Raw genomic sequence first — 18,496 nt, forward strand, 5'->3', positions numbered from 1 at the left:
TTTCCCGCCGCGCGCGCTTAATGGCGCCCCCTTCACTGACACGTGATTCATTTGCCGGTCTGGCCAAAAGGGCTGCCAGGGCTGGTTGGACGTGTCCCCGAACAGGAGACTGAAATGCCCAAGCTGAAGACCAAGAGCGGCGTGAAGAAGCGCTTCAAGCTCACTGCCACCGGCAAGGTCAAGCATGGTGTCGCCGGCAAGCGCCACCGCCTGATCAGCCACAACGCCAAGTACATCCGCCAGAACCGCGGGACCACCGTGATTGCCGACGCAGATGCGCGGACGATCAAGAAGTGGGCGCCCTACGGGCTCGACTGAGGAGTACTGACAGATGGCACGCATCAAACGCGGCACGACCACTCGTGCCAAGCACAAGCGGATCCTGGAACAGGCCAAGGGCTACCGGGGCCGCCGCAAGAACACCATCCGCGTCGCCCGCCAGGCGGTCGAGAAGGCCGGGCAGTATGCCTACCGCGACCGCAAGGTGAAGAAGCGCAGCTTCCGCGCGCTGTGGATCCAGCGGATCAACGCCGCGGTCCGCGCCGAGGGGCTGAGCTACTCGCAGTTCATGCATGGCGTGAAGCTTGCGGGCATCGAGCTCGACCGCAAGGTCATGGCCGACCTGGCGATGAACGAGGGCACCGCCTTCGGTTCGGTTATCGCCGCCGCCAAGAAGGCGCTCGGCTGACCGGCTGAGCCGCTTCGGCGTAGGTAACGAAAGGGGCGCGAAGGCACCGGCCTTCGCGCCCCTTTTCCTTGCTGCCCCGGATTATTTCAGGTCTTCGACCGAGACCCAGCCGCTGGTGCCGAAATTGTCCTTCACTTCGACGAACAGCCCCTCGCGCCGGCCGGTCGGCGCAAGCGTGGTGCCTGCGCGCAAGGCGCGTACCGAAGTCGCGCTCGCCAGCGGGCTGGCGCGCATCGCGGTGTCGACCGCAACGGTGGCACCGGCGCCGGTTCCTGCGGCGGCGGCGGCACCGGCCTGCGGGGCCGAGCCAAGCGCATCGCGCTGCGCCACGAGCTGGTTGAACGCCAGGATGAAGGCCTCGGTCAGCATCTCGCCGTTCTTGCTGCCCTGGTAGCCGGCCCCGGCGGCCGCGCTCGCCGCCCAGCTGCCGCCGCCGAACGTGAGCGAAGACTTCTTGACCGTGCCGCTGCCAGCAGCGACCGCCATCCCGTTCGCCGGGCTGACCACCTTGAGGCCGGCGGCGACCGTCTTCTTCTTGCCGCCAAGCCCGCCGAGCATACCCAGCGCGCTGCCGGCGAAGGGCACCTTGCCCAGGACCGAGCCCATGGCGCCCGAACGCAGCAGCGCCTCGGTCGCCCCGGCCTTGGCCATCTCGACGCCCTTGTCGACCTGCTCCTCGCTTCCCGCGATGGCGGTCAGCAAGAAGCGCGCGGGCGCGCCGCCGGCGGCGTTGTGCGGCGTGAAGCAGCCCGATTCGACCGCCAGCGCATTGATCAGCGCACGCGGGCTGCCCAGGCCCCATTCGCTCCACCCGGCCTGGTCGCCGTCCACCAGGGCCACCGTGCCCAGGCTCTGGTCGCACTTGACCAGTTCGACCGCCGGATCCTTGGCGTGGGCGGATTGGCCGGCAAGCGCCAGCGCGCCCCCGGCTGCGAGAATAAGCTTCGTGCTGTTCATGTCGGTTCGTCCCTGTCTGAGCGGAGCCGACGGGCCCCGCGCCCCTGTGGTCTGGGCGCATGGTCGCGCCTCGACGATCGGTTTCGCCTCTTGAAGCGGGGCCGTGCAAGGGGGCGGCGGTGAGGTGACAGGGCTTGTCATCGGTCAGCCACCAATTGTCATGTCCGGGCGATTTGTAAGCGTTACCACGGCGCAATTGTGTGATACGGAAGCGCAAATAAGGGTCTGCATCGCTTTCGTATTCGTCGAATGGGGTCGCAGGAAATGTCGCACACGAGCCACTTCGGGGTGGACGTACGGTTCTATCGCCTCTCGCCGGCGATCGAGCCCTATTTTACCGCGCTCTACGCCTTCGACTTCGACTGCCCGCCCGATGCGATCATCGAGGATTACCTCCATCCCGAATGGACGGCGATGCGCTTCTGCGACGGTCCGTCGCCGCTCGCCGCGATCGGTCTGGGGCCGCTCGAGCCCACGACGCCGTTCGTCGCCACCGGCCCGACCAGCTGCTCGATCCACTTTGGCCTGAGCAGGGGGCGGATCTGGGGGCTCGGGTTGCAGCCGTTCGGCTGGGCGCGGTTCGCGAAGGGCATGGCTCGGGACCTGACCGACCGCATCGTCGACGGGATGGCCAACCCTGCGCTCGCACCGTTCAGGCCGATCCTCGAAATCGTGCGGCAGGCAGACGTGCCGGCGGGCGAGATCGCGGCGCAGATCGATGCCTGCCTGCTGTCGCTCGCCGGGCGCCCCGGCCGCGCCGAAGAGCGGGTGCTCGCCTGCCAGAACGCGCTGCGTGATCCGACGGTGGCCAACGTGGCCGAACTGGGCGAGCGGCTGGGCCTGGGCGCGCGCGCGTTGGAGCGGCTCTGCGCACGCTATTTCGGCTTCCCGCCCAAGCACCTGCTGCGCCGCCAGCGGTTTCTGCGCAGCCTCGCCAGCTTCATGCTCGAGACGGACCGCAGCAACTGGAGCACAGCGATCGACGGGCAGTATTACGACCAGGCGCAGTTCGTGAAGGACTTCCGCGCCTTCATGGGCATGACGCCGAGCGAATATGCCGAGATGCCGCACCCGGTGCTCGAGCGGATCATGGCCCAGCGGATGGCCGACCAGGGGGCCGCTCCGCAGCCGGGCCTGGTCGAGGACCTGCCCACGATCCTGCGCTATGCCGGGGCCACCGCGCGATAGCGGATTAGGGCTTGGGCAGGCGGGGATGGACGGCTAACAGGCGCGCCGATGGATGATCTGACACTTCTCGAGACCGATGCGCTGGGGCGGATCGACGCGGCGGCGGACCTTGCGGCGCTCGAAGGCCTGCGGGTCGCGTTCCTCGGCAAGCAAGGCAGCGTGTCCGGCCTGCTCAAGACGCTCGGCGCGATGTCGCCGGACGAGCGGCTGGCCAAGGCACCGCCGATCCAGGCGCTGCGCCAGGCGGTTACCGACGCGCTCGCCGCGCGCAAGGATGCGCTCGAAAAAGCCGAACTGGAACAGCGGCTTGCGGCCGAGACGATCGACCTGACCCTGCCCGCCCCGGCGCGGCCAAGAGGCACCGTCCACCCGGTCAGCCAGGTGATGGACGAGCTGGCCGAGATCTTCGCCGACATGGGCTTCGCGGTCGCCACCGGGCCCGAGATCGAGGACGACTGGCACAACTTCACCGCGCTCAACATGCCCGAAAGTCACCCGGCGCGGGCCATGCACGACACGTTCTATTTCCCCGCCGGTGATGAAAATCAGCGCCGGAACGGTGACGAATCCGACACGATCGGCAGCCGGATGCTGCTGCGCACGCACACCAGCCCCGTCCAGGTGCGTACGATGCAGAAAGTCGCCGCCGCCAACCCCGGCGGCGCGCCGGTCCGCATCATCGCGCCCGGCCGCGTCTATCGCAGCGACAGCGACGCGACCCACACCCCGATGTTCCACCAGGTCGAAGGCCTGGTGATCGATCGCGACATCCACCTGGGCCATCTCAAGTGGACGCTGGAGACCTTCCTCAAGGCCTTCTTCGAGCGCGAGGACATCGTCCTGCGCCTGCGCCCGAGCTACTTCCCCTTCACCGAGCCTTCGGTCGAGGCCGACGTCGGCTTCGCCATCGAGAAGGGCCGCCGTGTCCTCGGCGGGTCGGGCGACGAGCCGGGCCACGGCTGGATGGAGCTGCTCGGCTCCGGCATGGTCAACCGCCGGGTGATCGAGATGGGCGGGTTCGATCCCGACCGCTGGCAGGGCTTCGCCTTCGGCGTCGGCGTCGACCGGCTCGCCATGCTGAAATACGGGATGGACGACCTGCGCGCCTTCTTCGACGGCGACGTGCGCTGGCTGCAGCACTACGGGTTCAGCCCGTTCGACCAGCCGACGCTCAGCGCCGGGGTGGGAGCACGGGCATGAAGTTCTCGCTCGAATGGCTGAAGTACTTCCTCGAGACCGACGCCACGGTCGCCGAGGTTTCCGCCGCGCTCAACCGCGTCGGCCTCGAGGTCGAGGGGATCGACGATCCGGCCGAGCGGCTCGCGGGATTCCGCGTGGCGCAGGTGCTGACCGCGAAACCGCACCCCGATGCCGACAAGCTGCAGGTCCTCACCGTCGACACCGGCGCGGGTGAGCCGCTGCAGGTGGTCTGCGGCGCGCCCAATGCGCGCGCGGGCATGAAGGGCGTGCTCGGCCTGCCTGGCGCCGTGGTGCCGGCCAACGGGATGGAACTGCGCAAGAGCGCCATCCGCGGGCAGGAATCGAACGGCATGATGTGCTCGACCCGCGAGCTTGAGCTGGGCGACGATCACGACGGGATCATCGAACTGCCCGATGACGCGCCGGTCGGCACGCCGTTCGCCGACTATCACGGCACCAGCCCGATCTTCGACGTGGCGATCACGCCCAACCGGCCCGACTGCATGGGCGTCTACGGCATCGCGCGCGATCTTGCCGCCGCCGGCCTCGGCACGCTCAAGCCGCTGCGCGAGTTCACGATCGAGGAGGCATTTGCCTGCCCGGTCGAAATCCGCACCGACGATCCCGACGGTTGCCCGGCCTTCTACGGCCGCGTCGTGCGCGGCGTGACGAACGGCGCCAGCCCGGAATGGATGCAGCAGCGCCTCATCAGCGCGGGCCAGCGGCCGATCAGCGCGCTGGTCGACATCACCAACTACATGATGCTGGCCTTCGGCCGCCCGGCCCACCCCTACGACCTCGCCAAGCTGACCGGCGCGGTCGTCGCGCGGCGGGCCAGGGACGGCGAGCAGGTGCTGGCGCTCAACGAGAAGACCTACACGCTCGATTCCGACATGACCGTGATCGCCGACGACAGCGGCGTGCACGACATCGCCGGGATCATGGGCGGCGAGCATTCGAGCGTGACCGCCGAGACGACCGACGTCCTGCTCGAGATCGCCTATTTCAATCCCGAGCGGATCGGCCAGACCGGACGCCGCCTCGGCCTCGCCAGCGATGCGCGCACCCGGTTCGAACGCGGGGTGGACCCCGCCTGGCTCGACGACGGGCTCGACAGCCTGACCGCGCTGATCCAGCGGATCTGCGGCGGCGAGGCGAGCGAGACGGTGCGCGCCGGATCGCCGCCGAGCGAGCCCACGGTGGTGGCCTACGATCCCTCGCTCGCGGAAACGCTGGGCGGGGTGGCGATCACCGAGGAAGAGCAGCGCCGCACGCTCGCCGCGCTCGGATTCGGCGTGTCGCAGGACTGGAAGGTCACCGCGCCGCTGCGCCGCCACGACATCGAAGGCCCGGCCGACATCGTCGAGGAAGTGGTCCGCATCCACGGCCTCGACAATGTCGAGAGCGTGGCCCTGCCGCGGCAGGACGGCGTCGCCCGGCCGACCGCCACGCCCGAGCAGGCGGCCGAGCGCAAGCTGCGCCGCGCCGCCGCCGGGGCCGGCCTCAACGAGGCGGTGACCTGGTCGTTCATTTCCGAGAAGGAGGCACAGGCTGTCGGCGGCGGGGCATGGGCGCTCGAAAACCCGATCAGCGAGGACCTGAAGGTCATGCGCCCCTCGCTGCTGCCGGGCCTGCTGGCGGCGGTGCAGCGCAACGTCGATCGCGGGTCGCGCACCATGCGCCTGTTCGAGATCGGCCGGCGCTACCTGGCCGACGGCGAGCACCCGACGCTGGTTGCGGTGCTGGCGGGCGAGCGGGCGGAACGCTCGTGGCAGGGCAAGGCGGCAATGTTCGACGCCTTCGATGCCAAGGCGATCTGCCTGGAACTGCTCGAAGCCGCCGGGGCCCCGGTGGCGAACCTGATGGTCATGGGGGAAGCGGGCGAGGTCTATCACCCCGGCCAGTCGGCCACGCTGCGGCTTGGGCCCAAGAACGTGCTGGCAAGCTTCGGGATGATCCACCCGGCGACGCTCAAGGCCTTCGACATCGACGTTCCGGTGGCGGCACTCGGCATCCACCTCGACGCGATTCCGCCCCAAAGGAAATCGGCGCAGGGCGCGGCCACGTTCGCCCGGGCCGCCTTCGCGCCCCCGACGCTGCAATCGGTGACGCGCGACTTCGCCTTCCTGGTCGATGCCGCGCTGCCGGCGGGCGATCTGCTGCGCGCGGTGAAGGGGGCCGACAAGGCGAACATCGTCGACGCCCGCGTGTTCGACGACTTCCGCGGCGCCGGCGTGCCCGATGGCAGGAAGTCGCTGGCAATCGAGGTCACGCTCCAGCCGGGCGAGGCGAGCTACAAGGAAGCCGACCTCAAGGCGATCTCCGACGCCGTCGTGGCGGCCGCCGGCAAGCTGGGCGCGGAACTGCGAGGCTGAGCCAAGACTCCTGCTGGCGCCGATTGGGCGACCGGTGATGTCGCGAGATGTCCGCTTTCAGAAGCGGTTTCGTTTTCGTCCTGTGTCAGGACATGGGGTGGAAAGCGGACATCCCCGCGCGGACTCAACTGGATTTGCAACTGGACCGGTTTGCCTAGTGTTCCCCCGATAAGGGTGTATCCTACGCGAAGCTGGGTCGCGGTCTTTCCAGTTAGGAGACCCCGTTTGGTTCAGGAAACGTCGGCCGCTCACTACAAGAAGATGTATGACAGGGTCTCGACCTTGGCTCGGATCGGCGTGTGGGAATGCGATCTTGCAACGGGTGAGCTTGCGTGGACCGACATGGTCTACGACATCTTCGGAGTGGATCGAGGCTTGGCGATCGATCGCGAGATGACCCTCCAGCTTTACGAGCCCAAATCTCGGCTTGAAATGGAGCGGTTGCGCAGCGAAGCGATTGCCAACGGCACAGGCTTCAGGTTGGACATTCAGATTAAGCCCAAGGCAAATGGAGCCCGCTGGGTCCGCTTGACGGCGGTGGTAGAACAAAAGGCCGGCAAATCTGTTCGAATTTTCGGCACAAAGCAGGATGTAACAAGTGAAATCGAGACACGAGACAAGCTGCACTCACTTCAGACGGAATTGATTCACCTCTCTCGTGGGAGTGCCATGGGGGCAATGGCTTCCACCCTCGCGCACGAGTTGAACCAGCCGCTTGCTGCGGTTTCCAGTTATCTCTCTGCCGCCCTCCGGATCGCTCCTCGTGAGACAGCTGGTTCCGAACTCGATGAATGCATCGAGGGGGCCTTGGAAGCCGCGCATCGAGCCGGCGATATCATTCGCTCGGTCCGCGCAATGAGCGCCAAAGGGGATGGCAAAAAGAGGGTAGTGGAACTGGGCCCAGTATTGGAGGAGGCCACTGCTCTTGCCACGGCGGGTATCGAGCACCTCACAGTGTCCTGGGATGTACCCTCCGGGCTGACGGTCTATGCAGATAGCGTCCAGATCCAACAGGTCCTGATCAATCTGATTCGCAACGCGTGCGAGGCGGTTGCGGGTAGTGCCTGCCATATCGACATCAAGGCGTGGTCTACGGGCTCGTATGTTCAAGTTTGCGTGTCGGACGACGGCCCAGGCATACCGGCAGATGTCATGACCCAGATCTTCGAAGCTTTTATCTCGACGAAGGCGAAGGGCTTGGGAGTAGGACTTTCAATTTCACGAACGATTGTCGAAGCGCATGGCGGTCAAATGACCGCCACCAACTTGCCGGGCCGAGGAGCGTCTATGTGCTTTACCCTTCCCGAGGGGACGGGTGAATTGGCCGCGAGCTAAGGTCGCCCGGAGTGTCGCTCACATTGGCGAGCGACCGCACCGGATAATGCCCCTTTGGGGTCGTTAGCGGAAAGTCCGCTTTCGGTGCGAAAAGGGGGATAGCTGCTGGTCTGCTTCTGGCGAGCGCCACAGGATGCGTGAACGGCCGGAATTTGGGTGGGAAGCGGATTTTCGGCACGCTGGGACATTCTCTGTCGCGCAAGCGATGCAGAGCATGATCAGCGCAGTGATCGAGGGATCCACGTCGTCCCGGGCGTGACGGAGCACCACTCCAATACGTCGCGCTGTGCGGCGGAAATCGCCACCGAAGACGAGAATTTCACGATGCTGCTGCGCCCCTGCCGGGCGACCGAGAGTTTCGATCCGTCCTCGGCAAGATAGGTCGCATTGAGCGGAGCCGCATGATCCCTGAAAGCCGTTACTCGATCAAACTCCGGGAAGACCCGCTCCAACGCATATTCGATGCATTTGCTCACTTCTGCCGGGTCGAAAGCTGCCTGACGCTCGAACTGAAGTGTAGGCTGGCGAACGCGTGGATCAGGCGCGAAGGGCCATGACATCAGCGCAGCCGCCATTCCGACTGCCGAGAGAAGCAAGACAACGATCGGTCCCCGATGCATAGGTTACCATAAGCGATTCCCTCATGGTCGGGACAAGCGTGACGCAGTTTTCCATCACTTCCGGCGAGCTCAGCGCCACGATCGACAGCTTCGGCGCCGAGCTGGTCTCGCTGACCGATGCGCGGGGCCGCGAGTACTTGACCGACGGCGATCCGCGCTGGTGGAGCGGGCATGCGCCGGTGCTGTTTCCCATCGTCGGGCGGCTGCGCGGCGATACGCTGCGCCTCGACGGGCGCGAATATCGGCTGGAGAAGCACGGGTTTGCCCGCAGGGCCGAGTTCGCCATGGTCGACATGGCGGCCGACAGGGCGGTGTTCCGCTTGCGCGACAGTGCGGCGACGCGGGAAAGCTATCCCTTCGCCTTCGAACTGGAGATGGCCTTCGCACTCGCGGGCACGACGCTGGCGATGACCGCCACGGTGACCAATCCCGGCGATGCGCCGCTGCCGTTCAGCTTCGGCTTCCATCCCGCCTTCGCCTGGCCGCTGCCGGGCGGGGCGGCGAAGGGGGCGCACCGGGTGGTCTTCGAGCGGAACGAGCCGCAGGGCGTGAAGCGCATCGGCCCCGACGGCCTGCTGCTGCCCGGTGCCGAGCCGACGCCCGTGGAGGGCAATGTGCTCGCACCCGCTGCCACGATGTTCGAAGCCGACGCGCTGATCTGGACCGGGCTCGCCTCGCGCGCATGCCGCTATGGCGCCGAGGACGGGGCATGGCTCGACCTCGCCTTCCCCGACTGCCCGCACCTGGGGATCTGGCAGAAGCCGGGCGCGCCGTTCCTGGCGATCGAGCCGTGGCACGGGTTCAACGATCCGGCGGACTTCGCCGGCGATTTCCGCGCCAAGCCGGGCGTCGCCATGCTGGAGCCGGGCGCGGCGCGGGCCTTCCGGATGGACGTTGCGGTCCACCCCGCCTAAAGGCGCGGCGCAATGTCCAGTCCCGCCAATTCCCGCCGCACCTTCGCGATCATCTCGCACCCCGATGCCGGCAAGACCACGCTGACCGAGAAGCTGCTGCTGCAGGGCGGCGCGATCCACCTCGCGGGCGAGGTCAAGGCGCGCGGGCAGGCGCGGCGGGCGCGCAGCGACTGGATGAAGATCGAACAGCAGCGCGGCATCTCCGTGACCAGCTCGGTCATGACTTTCGAGCGTGAAGGCGTGACCTTCAACCTGCTCGACACCCCGGGCCACGAGGATTTCTCCGAGGACACCTACCGCACGCTGACCGCGGTCGATTCGGCGATCATGGTAATCGACGCGGCCAAGGGCATCGAGCCGCAGACCCGCAAGCTGTTCGAGGTCTGCCGCCTGCGCAGCGTGCCGATCATCACCTTCGTCAACAAGGTCGACCGCGAGGGCCGCAGCGGCTTCGAACTGCTCGACGAGGTGGCCGAGACGCTCGCGCTCGACGTCTCGCCGCAGGGCTGGCCGATCGGCATGGGCGGCACGTTCGAGGGCGTGCTGGACTTCGCCAGCAACACCGTCAGCCGGCCGGAAGGGCCGAGCAAGGAATATCTCGGCCGGCGCGATCCCGATCCCGATCTGCCGCTCGACCTGCGCGACGAGGCGGAGCTGGCCCAGGCCGGCTATCCCGAGTTCGACCTCGAGGCGTTCCGCAACGGCGACATGACGCCGGTGTTCTTCGGCAGCGCGCTCAAGAACTTCGGCGTGACCGAGCTGATCGAGGCGATCGACCGGTTCGCCCCCCCGCCGCGCCCGCAGCCGAGCGAGGACGGGCCGATCGCACCCGAGCGCGACGAGGTGACCGGCTTCATCTTCAAGGTGCAGGCCAACATGGACCCGATGCACCGCGACCGCATCGCCTTCATGCGCATGGTCAGCGGGACCTTCAAACGCGGGATGAAGCTGACGCCGAGCGGCCTGGGCAAGCCGATCGCGGTGCACAGCCCGATCCTGTTCTTCGCGCAGGACCGCGAGATCGCCGACACCGCGCAGGCCGGCGACATCATCGGCATTCCCAACCACGGCACGCTTCGGGTGGGCGATACCCTGAGCGAAAAGAACCAGGTGCGCTTCACCGGCCTGCCCAACTTCGCGCCCGAAATCCTGCGGCGCGTGCAGTTGAAGGACCCGACGAAGACCAAGCAGCTCAGGAAGGCGCTCGACGACCTGTCGGAAGAAGGCGTGATCCAGGTGTTCTATCCGGAGATCGGCGCGCAGTGGATCGTGGGCGTCGTCGGCCAGCTGCAGCTCGAGGTGCTCGTCTCGCGGCTGGAGGCGGAATACAAGGTCGAGGCGGGCCTCGAGGCGTCGCCTTTCGCCACCGCCCGCTGGATCAAGGGCACCGACGCGGCCATGAAGAACTTCGCCGACTTCAACCGGCCGAACCTCGCCAAGGACCGCGACGGCGACCTGGTGTTCATGGCCCGCAGCCCGTGGGACGTGAACTACCAGCAGGAAAAGAACCCGGAGCTCGCCTTCTCGGCCACCAAGGAGCGGTGACAGCCGGCGCCGGGCTGCCCTAGGAGACGCGCATGGCCGAATTCTACGACGCGCTGGACGACAGCCACATCGCCATGATCGCGGCGCAGCCGGTGTTCTTCGTCGCCACCGCGGCGGCCGGCGCGCGGGTCAACCTCAGCCCCAAGGGCTACGACGTGTTCCGCGTGCTCGGGCCGCGGCAGGTCGCCTATCTCGATCTCGGCGGGTCGGGCAACGAGACCAACGCCCACCTCATCGCCGACGACGCCGACGGGCGCGGCGGGCGCATCACGCTGATGTTCTGCAATTTCCGGCAGCCGGCGCAGATCCTGCGCATCTACGGCCGCGGGCGCCCGGTGGTGCCGTGGGACCGCGAGTGGGAGGCGCTGGCCGGCTACTTCACGATGCTGCCCGGCACGCGGCAGATCTTCGCGATCGACGTCGAGACCGTGCAGACGAGCTGCGGCTACGGCGTGCCGCTGATGGAGTTCGAGCGCGAGCGGCCGACGCTCGTCAAGCATCACGCCAAGGCCGATTCGCAGGTCTGGGCGGGCAAGGCGCGGCGCGCGCGCGAAAGCATCGACGGGCTGCCCACGCGCACGACCGATCGCTATATCGCCGGCGCGCCGGGCACCGTTCCCGAATGAGGGGCGTTGCGGCCATCGCATGAAGCTGACGTTCGCCAGCTACAACATCCACAAGGGCGTGGGGGCCGACGGGAAGCGCGATCCCGATCGGGTCATCGCGGTCCTGCGCGAACTGCATGCCGACGTCATCGCGCTGCAGGAATGCGACCGCCGCTTCGGCGAGCGCGAGAGCGTGCTGCCCAAGGCCGCGCTCGACGATACGCCGTGGCGCGCGGTCCATCTCGGCAAGCGGCCGCGCGCGCTCGGTTGGCACGGCAACGCGATCCTCGTGCGGCGCGACATCGAGGTGGTGGAGCACGATGCGCTGGTGCTGCCCACGCTCGAGCCGCGCGGCGCGGTGCGCGCCGATCTGGTGGTCGAGGGGCGCCCGTTCCGCGTCCTCGGCATGCACCTCGACCTGTCCGGACTGCGCCGCCGCGACCAGATCCGCGCGGTGCTCAGGCATTGCGACGACCACGGCAAGCCCTGCCCCACGGTGCTGATGGGCGATTTCAACCAGTGGGGCCTGGAACGCGGCGCGATGCGCGAATTCGGCACCGGCTGGACCGCGCTGTCGACCGGCAAGAGCTTCCCCGCCCGCCAGCCGCTCGCCGCGCTCGACCGGATCGTCGTCTCGTCAGGCTGGCACTGCGACGAAGCCAAGGTCCACCACAGCGCGCTCGCGGTGCAGGCCTCCGACCACCTGCCGATCCTGGCCCGGCTGGAACTCGCTGCCTAATTTTCAGGCAGTTTGCTGCAACTGCGAGCAACGCGGTTTTCGAATAGCTCCCTGATCGCCGCATCACAGGGCGTGCCCCGTCGGCCTGAGCCATCTGGCACACCTCTTGCACAGCATCCTCGCGGCCGGGAGCCTGCCCGGTAAGCAAGAGGGGTTGGGCATGAAATTCATCATCGCCATCATCAAGCCGTTCAAGCTCGACGAGGTCCGTGAGGCGCTCAGCGCCATCGGCGTCGCGGGCATGACGGTGTCCGAAGTCAAAGGCTTCGGCCGCCAGAAGGGGCAGACCGAGATCTACCGCGGTGCGGAGTACTCGACCAACATGCTGCCCAAGGTGAAGCTCGAAATCGCCGCCACCGACGCGCTCGCGCCGCAGGTGGTCGAGACGATCCAGCAAGCCGCCAGCACCGACTCGATCGGCGACGGCAAGATCTTCGTGCTCGACCTGGCGTCGACCACGCGGATCCGCACCGGCGAAACCGGCGATACCGCGCTTTAATCGAGACATGAGGGGTAACAGCATGATCCGCAAACTCGCTTACGGCGCGGGGGCCCTCGGGGCCTCGATGTTCGCCGCCACCGCCGCCTGGGCCGCCGAAGCGGTCGACGCCGCGGCAGAGACCGTCACCGCCACCACGGCCGAAGTGGTCGAGGCCGTCCCGGCCGAAGCGGTGGAAGCCGCCGCGGCCGTGGCCAATCCGGGCAACAACGCCTGGATGATGACCGCCACCATTCTCGTCCTCCTGATGATCCTGCCGGGTCTCGCGCTGTTCTACGGCGGCCTGACCCGCAGCAAGAACATGCTGTCGACCATGACGCAGATCGGCGCGGCCGCCGCGCTCGCGATGCTCATCTGGGTCATGTACGGCTTCGGCCTCGCTTTCGGCCCCGAAGGCAACGAATACATCAGCTGGGGCAAGTTCTTCCTGGCCGGCGTGACGCCCGACACGACCGCGGCGACCTTTACCGACGAGGTCATCAGCGAATACGTGTTCATCAGCTTCCAGATGACCTTCGCCGCCATCACCGCGGCCCTGGTGCTGGGCGCGACGGTGGAGCGCATGAAGTTTTCGGCCGTCATGGTCTTCCTCGCCGTCTGGCTCACGATCGTCTATTTCCCGATCGCCCACATGGTCTGGGAAGCGCGCGGCGTGTTCTTCGCGATGGGCGCACTGGATTTCGCTGGCGGCACCGTGGTGCACATCAACGCCGGTGTCTCCGCGCTGGTCGCCGCGCTGATCCTGGGCAAGCGCCGTGGCTTCCCCACCGAGCCGATGCCGCCGCACAGCATGACGCTGACGATGGTCGGCACCGGCCTGCTGTGGGTGGGCTGGTTCGGCTTCAACGCGGGTTCGGCACTCGAGGCGAACGGCTCCGCGGGCCTGGCCATGATCAACACCTTCGTCGCCACGGCAGCCGCCGGCCTGACCTGGATGGTCGTCGAGCGTCTCGCCGGCCACAAGGGTTCGTCGCTGGGCTTCTGCTCGGGCATCATCGCGGGTCTCGTCGCGGTGACCCCGGCGGCCGGCAACTCGGGCCCGTTCGGCGCGATCGTGCTGGGCATCGTCGCCGCGATCGTCTGCTACCTCGCGGTGGCTAAGCTCAAGCCGGCCCTCGGCTACGACGACTCGCTCGACGCCTTCGGCATCCACGGGATCGGCGGCATGGTCGGTGCGCTGGGCACCGCTATCGTCTTCGCGCCGGGCCTCGGCGGTCCGGGCGGCGAGGACTACGCCATCGGGCCGCAGATGGTCACCCAGGCCTTCGCGGTGATCACCACGATCGTCGTCGCGGCGGTCGGGACGGCGATCGCCATCTTCGTCGCCAAGCTTGTCACCGGACTGCGGGTCACCCCCGAAGTCGAGAGCGACGGCCTGGACATCGGCGAGCACGGAGAGCGCGCCTACAACTGATACCAAGCTTGGCGAGGCCGGGGACTCTCCTCCTCTCCCCCCCGGTCTCGCCTACCCTCGTTCCTCCTGCGAACGAAACTCGATGGGCCGGAGCCATGCGCTCCGGCCCTTTTTTCTTTTCGCGCGGGGAGAGGGGCGGGCTTGCCGCTCTGGCCTTATCTCGGTAGGTGTGCCGGCGAATGACAGTGTCGTTTGCGTAACACTCTTGCGCGAACAGGGGTGGGCGGCACACAAATATTGAAGTAGCGGGGTTTTTGGGGAACGATTCCAGCAATTCGAGTTAAATGGGTAACGAAGGGGATGGCCCGCGCCAACGGGTCGCCGCCGGGTCGTAGATCGAGAACATATTTTAACGATCGGTTCGCGGGGAGCGAACCCTCGCACGGTTTTGAAGGAGGTCCCATGCGTAAGATTGCCCTTGGAATGGCTGTTGCAGCCACCGCCCTTGCCAGCCCGGCTCTTGCCCGGGACGGACAGGGTTATTTCGGTGCCGATGTCGGCTATGCCGCGCCGGAAGACCATGACGTCGTCAATGCCGGCTTCGATGACGGCAGCCGCATCCACGAAGACGACGGCTCGGTTCTCGCGGCGTTTATCGGTTACGACTGGGGCGCGCTGCGCACCGAGGCCGAAGCGTCGTACTACAAGTATCAACCGGATCAGGTTACGGCCGGCGTACTCGGCATGCCGGTGTACGACCGCCTCGCGCCGTACAATAAGGGCACCTTCGACGTTGGTGGCCGCTCCAAGCTCTACACCGTGATGGCCAACGCGCTGCTCGACATCGGCGGCAACGAAGGCATCGGTCTCGGCTTCGGCGTCGGTGCCGGCCGTGCCTATCTCGACCAGCACACGCGCCCGGTCGTCTACCACACCCTGCTCGACGATTCGGACTCGGCCTGGGCGTGGCAGGGCGTCGCGCAGCTGCGCTTCCCGCTCGCTGGCGGTGAGCTGGGCCTGAAGTACAAGTACCTCAACACGATGCCGTTCGACATGGTGGATACCGCCGGCCGCTCGCAGCGGACCGGGCTGGAAATCCACTCGATCGCGCTGAGCCTGCTGGCGAACTTCGGTGGTGCGGAAGCTCCGCCGCCGCCCCCGCCGCCGCCGCCCCCGCCGCCGCCCCCGCCGCCCCCGCCGCCGCCGCCTCCGCCGGTTGCTGCTCCGGTCTGCAACAAGGGCCCGTACATCGTGTTCTTCGACTGGGATAAGTCGGACATCACGCCTGCCGCGGCGACGATCCTCGACAGCGCGGTCACGGCCTATGGCAACTGCGCCAACGTGCCGATCATGCTGGCCGGTCACACCGACCGTTCGGGTTCGACCGCCTACAACGAAGGGCTGGCCAACCGCCGCAACGCGAGCGTGACCAGCTACCTGACCGGGCGTGGCATTCCTGCCGCGCGCATCACCAGCCAGGGCTTCGGCGAGACCATGCCGCGTGTGCCCACCGCCGACGGTGTGCGCGAGCTGCAGAACCGCCGCGTGGAAATCACTTACGGTCCGGGTTCGGGCATGTAAGCGAGAGCCATCGGCTCAAACAGATCGGGGGCCGCAGGAGCAATCCTGCGGCCCCTTTTCTTTGGAATTGCGCGGTTACCGTACCGGCCTTCGTGGGCCGGTCCTTTTCAAACGGCCTTTGTTACGGTGTGGCCCCGCTGCGGACGGCGCGCCCGCAGGCGCCCAGGCGCTAATCTGAAGTGACAAAACCTAGGATGCCCCGCGGAGGCGCAGACCTAGGCCAGGGGATCGCGCGCCCGGATCATCGCGCTCGTCTCGCGGCTGCCGTCGTGGCTCCAGCCCGGCTCGCGCACGAGGTAGGACAGCTTGTGCCGCCAGGGCGCGCGCCGGATGTCGCGCGCGATGCCGATCCATTCGTGGAACACGGCATGCAGCAGGTTGAACGTGCCGAGCTGGTGGACGAGGCCGTAGCGGATCGGCTCGCGGTCGTCCTCCGGTGCGAAGGTGCCGAACATTCTGTCCCACACGATGAAGGTGCCGGCGTAGTTGCGGTCGAGATAGCGGGCGTTCGTCGCGTGGTGGACGCGGTGGTGGCTGGGCGTGTTCATCACCGCCTCGAACCAGCGGGGGAACCGACCGATCGCCTCGGTATGGATCCAGAACTGGTAGATGAGATTGATGGCCGCGCAGGTCAGCACCATGCCCGGCTCGAAGCCGATCGCGGCGAGCGGGAGGCGGAAGGCGAACGACAGCGCGAAGAACCCGGTCCACGTTTGCCTGAGGGCGGTCGACAGGTTGTAGTGCTGGCTGGAGTGATGGTTGACGTGGCTGGCCCAGAACCAGCGCACCCGGTGGGCGCTGCGGTGGAAGCAGTAGTAGGCCAGATCGTCGAGCACGAAGCACAGCGGCCAGGCCCACCAAGCCCATCCGAAATCCAGCGGTGCGAAGCGGTGGACCCAGCCGAGCAGGCCGGCGATCGTTCCGGCGGCCAGCGCGCCAGCCACCGTGCTCCCCAGCCCGAGGGCGAGCGAGACCGCCGTGTCGCGCGCTTCGTAGTGGCGCGGGTGGCCCTTGCGGCGCAGCCAGGCGAGTTCGAGCACGATGAGCAGCACGAACAGCGGCACGGCATAGGCGATGGGATCGAACGCGGGCATCGCGGTCAGGATAGACGATTGATCGCGGCAGCCCAATCCGCCGCTTCGCCGCTCCCGAGATCGATCCTCTCGGTCCTGCCGGGCCAATCGAGGACCAGCGCGTCCCCTTCGGCCCGGGCCGGGGTGCCCGCAGCGATTTCACGCGCGACGAAATGCGCGCCGTGCGCCACCACCGCCACGATCCTTCCGCGGGAGTCGCGCAGCAAGGCGCCGTCGTCGTTTCGGCCGATGATCACGTTCTCGGCAAGGAAACCGCCGTGCAGGCCCTGGGCCACCGCCCGCGCCTCGCGCTCGCCGTCGAGGACGGGGGCGGCGCGGGTGCCCAAGGCCCGGACGAGAGCGACTAGGATGCCAACCGCGGCGAGGGATCCGACGAACTGCCAGACCTCGCCGCCCAAGGGTCAGTCCCCGTCGTGCGCGGCCAGCCGCTCGAGCGCCGGGGCGATGGGCGAGAGATCGTAGCCCGCCCGGGCCGCCTTCTCGGCGAGTTCGCGCGGGTCGGCTCCGCGGCTCGCCCGGGCCAGAGCCCAGAGCAGCGTCGAACGCGTGCCCGAGCGGCAATAGCCCAGCACTTTGCCGTCGGCCGAATCGACCGCCTGCGCCAGCGCCTCGAACTGCTCGCGCGAGAATCCGGTGTGGTCGACCGGGATGGCGATGTAGTCCATTCCCGCGCTCCGGACGGCCCGCTCGATCTCGGCACCCGGCGTCTGGTCGGGCGATTCGCCTTCCGGCCGGTTGTTCACCACCAGCGTCACGCCCTGCGCGGCCGCTTCGGCCACGTCATCGAGCGTGATCTGCGGGCTGGCGAGAAAGTTCGCATCGATCGGGCGGAAGTCGCTCATCCCGCTTGCTCCTGCTTGCGCGCGCGGCGGTTGCGGGCGCTCATGTTCAGCACCTCCACGCCGACCGAGAAGCCCATCGCCACGTAGATGTAGCCCTTGGGCACGTGGAAACCGAAGCCGTCGGCGATCAGCACCAGGCCGATCATCACCAGGAACGACAGGGCCAGCATCACGATCGTGGGATTGCGCTCGACGAAGCGGGCCAGCGGATCGGCCGCGACCAGCATGACCGCGACGGTGATCACCACGGCCGCGACCATGATCGGAATCTCGTCGGTCATGCCCACGGCGGTGAGGATCGAATCGATGGAGAAGACGATGTCGAGCGCGATGATCTGGGCGATCGCGGCGGCAAAGCCCATCTGCACGGCCGACTTGTCCTTGTCGAGCATCTCGCCCGAATTGCCTTCGGGATCCATCGCGTGGTGGATCTCCTTGGTCGCCTTCCAGACCAGGAACAGGCCGCCGGCCAGCAGGATCAGGTCGCGCCCGGAAAACGCCGTCTCGAAAGTGGGTTGGCCATGTTCGCCCGGCGCCCCCGCGAGGCCCAGATCGAACAGCGGGGCCTTGAGCGTCACCAGCCAGCCGATCAGCATGAGCAGCGCGATGCGCATGATCAGCGCCAGCGCCAGGCCGATGCGGCGTGCCTTCTGCTGCTGTTCCGGCGGAAGCTTGTTCGACAGGATGGCGATGAACACCAGGTTGTCGATACCCAGCACGATCTCCAGCATCACCAGAGTGGCCAGGGCCAGCCAGGCGGCCGGATCGGATAGCAGGGCGACGATCTCCATGGCGGCTCTCTGGCCTGTGCCCGGCGGCCTGACAAGACCAACTGAGCGGCCGTTGCGTGCCGTGCGGTTTAATTCTTTCGCATGACGCCCTTTTTCGTCTATAAGCGCCGCGGTTCAGGCAGGGGGATCGCCTCTGCGCAGCGTCCGGAGGCTTTCGTCCGCGCCTCGG

Annotated in this window: 19 protein-coding genes; 13 read left to right on the top strand and 6 right to left on the bottom strand. The window is 67.4% G+C overall.

All coding sequences use genetic code 11. The features are described from left to right. The first annotated feature begins 114 nt into the window (after window positions 1–114). Entirely contained in the window at window positions 115–318 is a 204-nt protein-coding gene (gene rpmI, locus ACWPMZ_RS00665; RefSeq protein ID WP_455698040.1) for a 50S ribosomal protein L35, read from the top strand. A 13-nt stretch (window positions 319–331) separates the two neighbouring features. Continuing rightward, window positions 332–688, top strand: a complete 357-nt coding sequence (gene rplT, locus ACWPMZ_RS00670) for a 50S ribosomal protein L20 (RefSeq protein ID WP_455702107.1) — start codon at window positions 332–334, stop codon at window positions 686–688. 81 nt (window positions 689–769) lie between these two features. Here rplT and ACWPMZ_RS00675 read toward each other — a convergent pair whose 3' ends face one another. Then, on the bottom strand, window positions 770–1,645 hold the full coding sequence (locus tag ACWPMZ_RS00675; protein WP_455702108.1) for an SH3 domain-containing protein: 876 nt from the start codon (window positions 1,643–1,645) through the stop codon (window positions 770–772). 264 nt (window positions 1,646–1,909) lie between these two features. Here ACWPMZ_RS00675 and ACWPMZ_RS00680 point away from each other — a divergent pair, with 264 nt between their 5' ends. The 4 genes from ACWPMZ_RS00680 to ACWPMZ_RS00695 all read left to right on the top strand — a co-directional run bounded on the left by ACWPMZ_RS00680 (window position 1,910) and on the right by ACWPMZ_RS00695 (window position 7,743). Continuing rightward, window positions 1,910–2,833, top strand: coding sequence for a helix-turn-helix domain-containing protein (locus ACWPMZ_RS00680; RefSeq protein ID WP_455702109.1), 924 nt, complete (start codon window positions 1,910–1,912; stop codon window positions 2,831–2,833). 48 nt (window positions 2,834–2,881) lie between these two features. Beyond that, window positions 2,882–4,033, top strand: a complete 1,152-nt coding sequence (gene pheS / locus ACWPMZ_RS00685) for a phenylalanine--tRNA ligase subunit alpha (protein ID WP_455702110.1) — start codon at window positions 2,882–2,884, stop codon at window positions 4,031–4,033. Beyond that, complete coding sequence (pheT, locus tag ACWPMZ_RS00690; RefSeq protein WP_455702111.1) at window positions 4,030–6,408, top strand: phenylalanine--tRNA ligase subunit beta; 2,379 nt, start codon at window positions 4,030–4,032, stop codon at window positions 6,406–6,408. The genes pheS and pheT overlap by 4 nt, the downstream gene beginning before the upstream one ends. Before the next feature lie 225 nt (window positions 6,409–6,633). Beyond that, window positions 6,634–7,743 (top strand): sensor histidine kinase, encoded by a 1,110-nt coding sequence (locus ACWPMZ_RS00695; RefSeq protein ID WP_455702112.1) that lies wholly within the window; start codon window positions 6,634–6,636, stop codon window positions 7,741–7,743. Window positions 7,744–7,961: 218 nt separating this feature from the next. On the opposite strand, the gene ACWPMZ_RS00700 is transcribed toward ACWPMZ_RS00695, so the two are convergent. Beyond that, window positions 7,962–8,318: a hypothetical protein gene (locus ACWPMZ_RS00700; RefSeq protein WP_455702113.1), complete on the bottom strand. Its 357-nt coding sequence runs from the start codon at window positions 8,316–8,318 to the stop codon at window positions 7,962–7,964. 83 nt (window positions 8,319–8,401) lie between these two features. On the opposite strand from ACWPMZ_RS00700, the gene ACWPMZ_RS00705 reads away from it, so the two are divergent. The 7 genes from ACWPMZ_RS00705 to ACWPMZ_RS00735 all read left to right on the top strand — a co-directional run bounded on the left by ACWPMZ_RS00705 (window position 8,402) and on the right by ACWPMZ_RS00735 (window position 15,600). Further along, on the top strand, window positions 8,402–9,277 hold the full coding sequence (locus tag ACWPMZ_RS00705) for an aldose 1-epimerase family protein (protein ID WP_455702114.1): 876 nt from the start codon (window positions 8,402–8,404) through the stop codon (window positions 9,275–9,277). A 12-nt stretch (window positions 9,278–9,289) separates the two neighbouring features. After that, window positions 9,290–10,822: a peptide chain release factor 3 gene (locus ACWPMZ_RS00710; RefSeq protein WP_455702115.1), complete on the top strand. Its 1,533-nt coding sequence runs from the start codon at window positions 9,290–9,292 to the stop codon at window positions 10,820–10,822. A 32-nt stretch (window positions 10,823–10,854) separates the two neighbouring features. After that, on the top strand, window positions 10,855–11,448 hold the full coding sequence (locus ACWPMZ_RS00715; protein ID WP_455702116.1) for a pyridoxamine 5'-phosphate oxidase family protein: 594 nt from the start codon (window positions 10,855–10,857) through the stop codon (window positions 11,446–11,448). A 19-nt stretch (window positions 11,449–11,467) separates the two neighbouring features. Continuing rightward, window positions 11,468–12,166, top strand: a complete 699-nt coding sequence (locus ACWPMZ_RS00720) for an endonuclease/exonuclease/phosphatase family protein (protein ID WP_455702117.1) — start codon at window positions 11,468–11,470, stop codon at window positions 12,164–12,166. Between the two features lie 160 nt (window positions 12,167–12,326). After that, window positions 12,327–12,665 (top strand): P-II family nitrogen regulator, encoded by a 339-nt coding sequence (locus ACWPMZ_RS00725; protein WP_455702118.1) that lies wholly within the window; start codon window positions 12,327–12,329, stop codon window positions 12,663–12,665. Window positions 12,666–12,687: 22 nt separating this feature from the next. Next, entirely contained in the window at window positions 12,688–14,079 is a 1,392-nt protein-coding gene (locus ACWPMZ_RS00730) for an ammonium transporter (protein WP_455702119.1), read from the top strand. 402 nt (window positions 14,080–14,481) lie between these two features. Continuing rightward, window positions 14,482–15,600 carry an OmpA family protein gene (locus ACWPMZ_RS00735; RefSeq protein WP_455702120.1) on the top strand — a complete coding sequence of 373 codons (1,119 nt, stop codon included), beginning with the start codon at window positions 14,482–14,484 and terminating at the stop codon, window positions 15,598–15,600. A gap of 215 nt (window positions 15,601–15,815) precedes the next feature. Here ACWPMZ_RS00735 and ACWPMZ_RS00740 read toward each other — a convergent pair whose 3' ends face one another. The 4 genes from ACWPMZ_RS00740 to ACWPMZ_RS00755 are packed head-to-tail and all read right to left on the bottom strand — an operon-like array spanning window position 15,816 to window position 18,327. Continuing rightward, entirely contained in the window at window positions 15,816–16,694 is an 879-nt protein-coding gene (locus tag ACWPMZ_RS00740; protein ID WP_455702121.1) for a sterol desaturase family protein, read from the bottom strand. 5 nt (window positions 16,695–16,699) lie between these two features. Further along, complete coding sequence (locus ACWPMZ_RS00745) at window positions 16,700–17,092, bottom strand: hypothetical protein (RefSeq protein WP_455702122.1); 393 nt, start codon at window positions 17,090–17,092, stop codon at window positions 16,700–16,702. 3 nt (window positions 17,093–17,095) lie between these two features. Further along, complete coding sequence (locus tag ACWPMZ_RS00750; RefSeq protein WP_455702123.1) at window positions 17,096–17,536, bottom strand: TIGR01244 family sulfur transferase; 441 nt, start codon at window positions 17,534–17,536, stop codon at window positions 17,096–17,098. Further along, window positions 17,533–18,327, bottom strand: a complete 795-nt coding sequence (locus ACWPMZ_RS00755) for a TerC family protein (RefSeq protein WP_455702124.1) — start codon at window positions 18,325–18,327, stop codon at window positions 17,533–17,535. Before ACWPMZ_RS00755 ends, ACWPMZ_RS00750 begins: the two co-directional genes overlap by 4 nt. Window positions 18,328–18,496: the final 169 nt, after the last annotated feature.

The sequence above is a fragment of the Tsuneonella sp. HG222 genome (assembly GCF_053819185.1).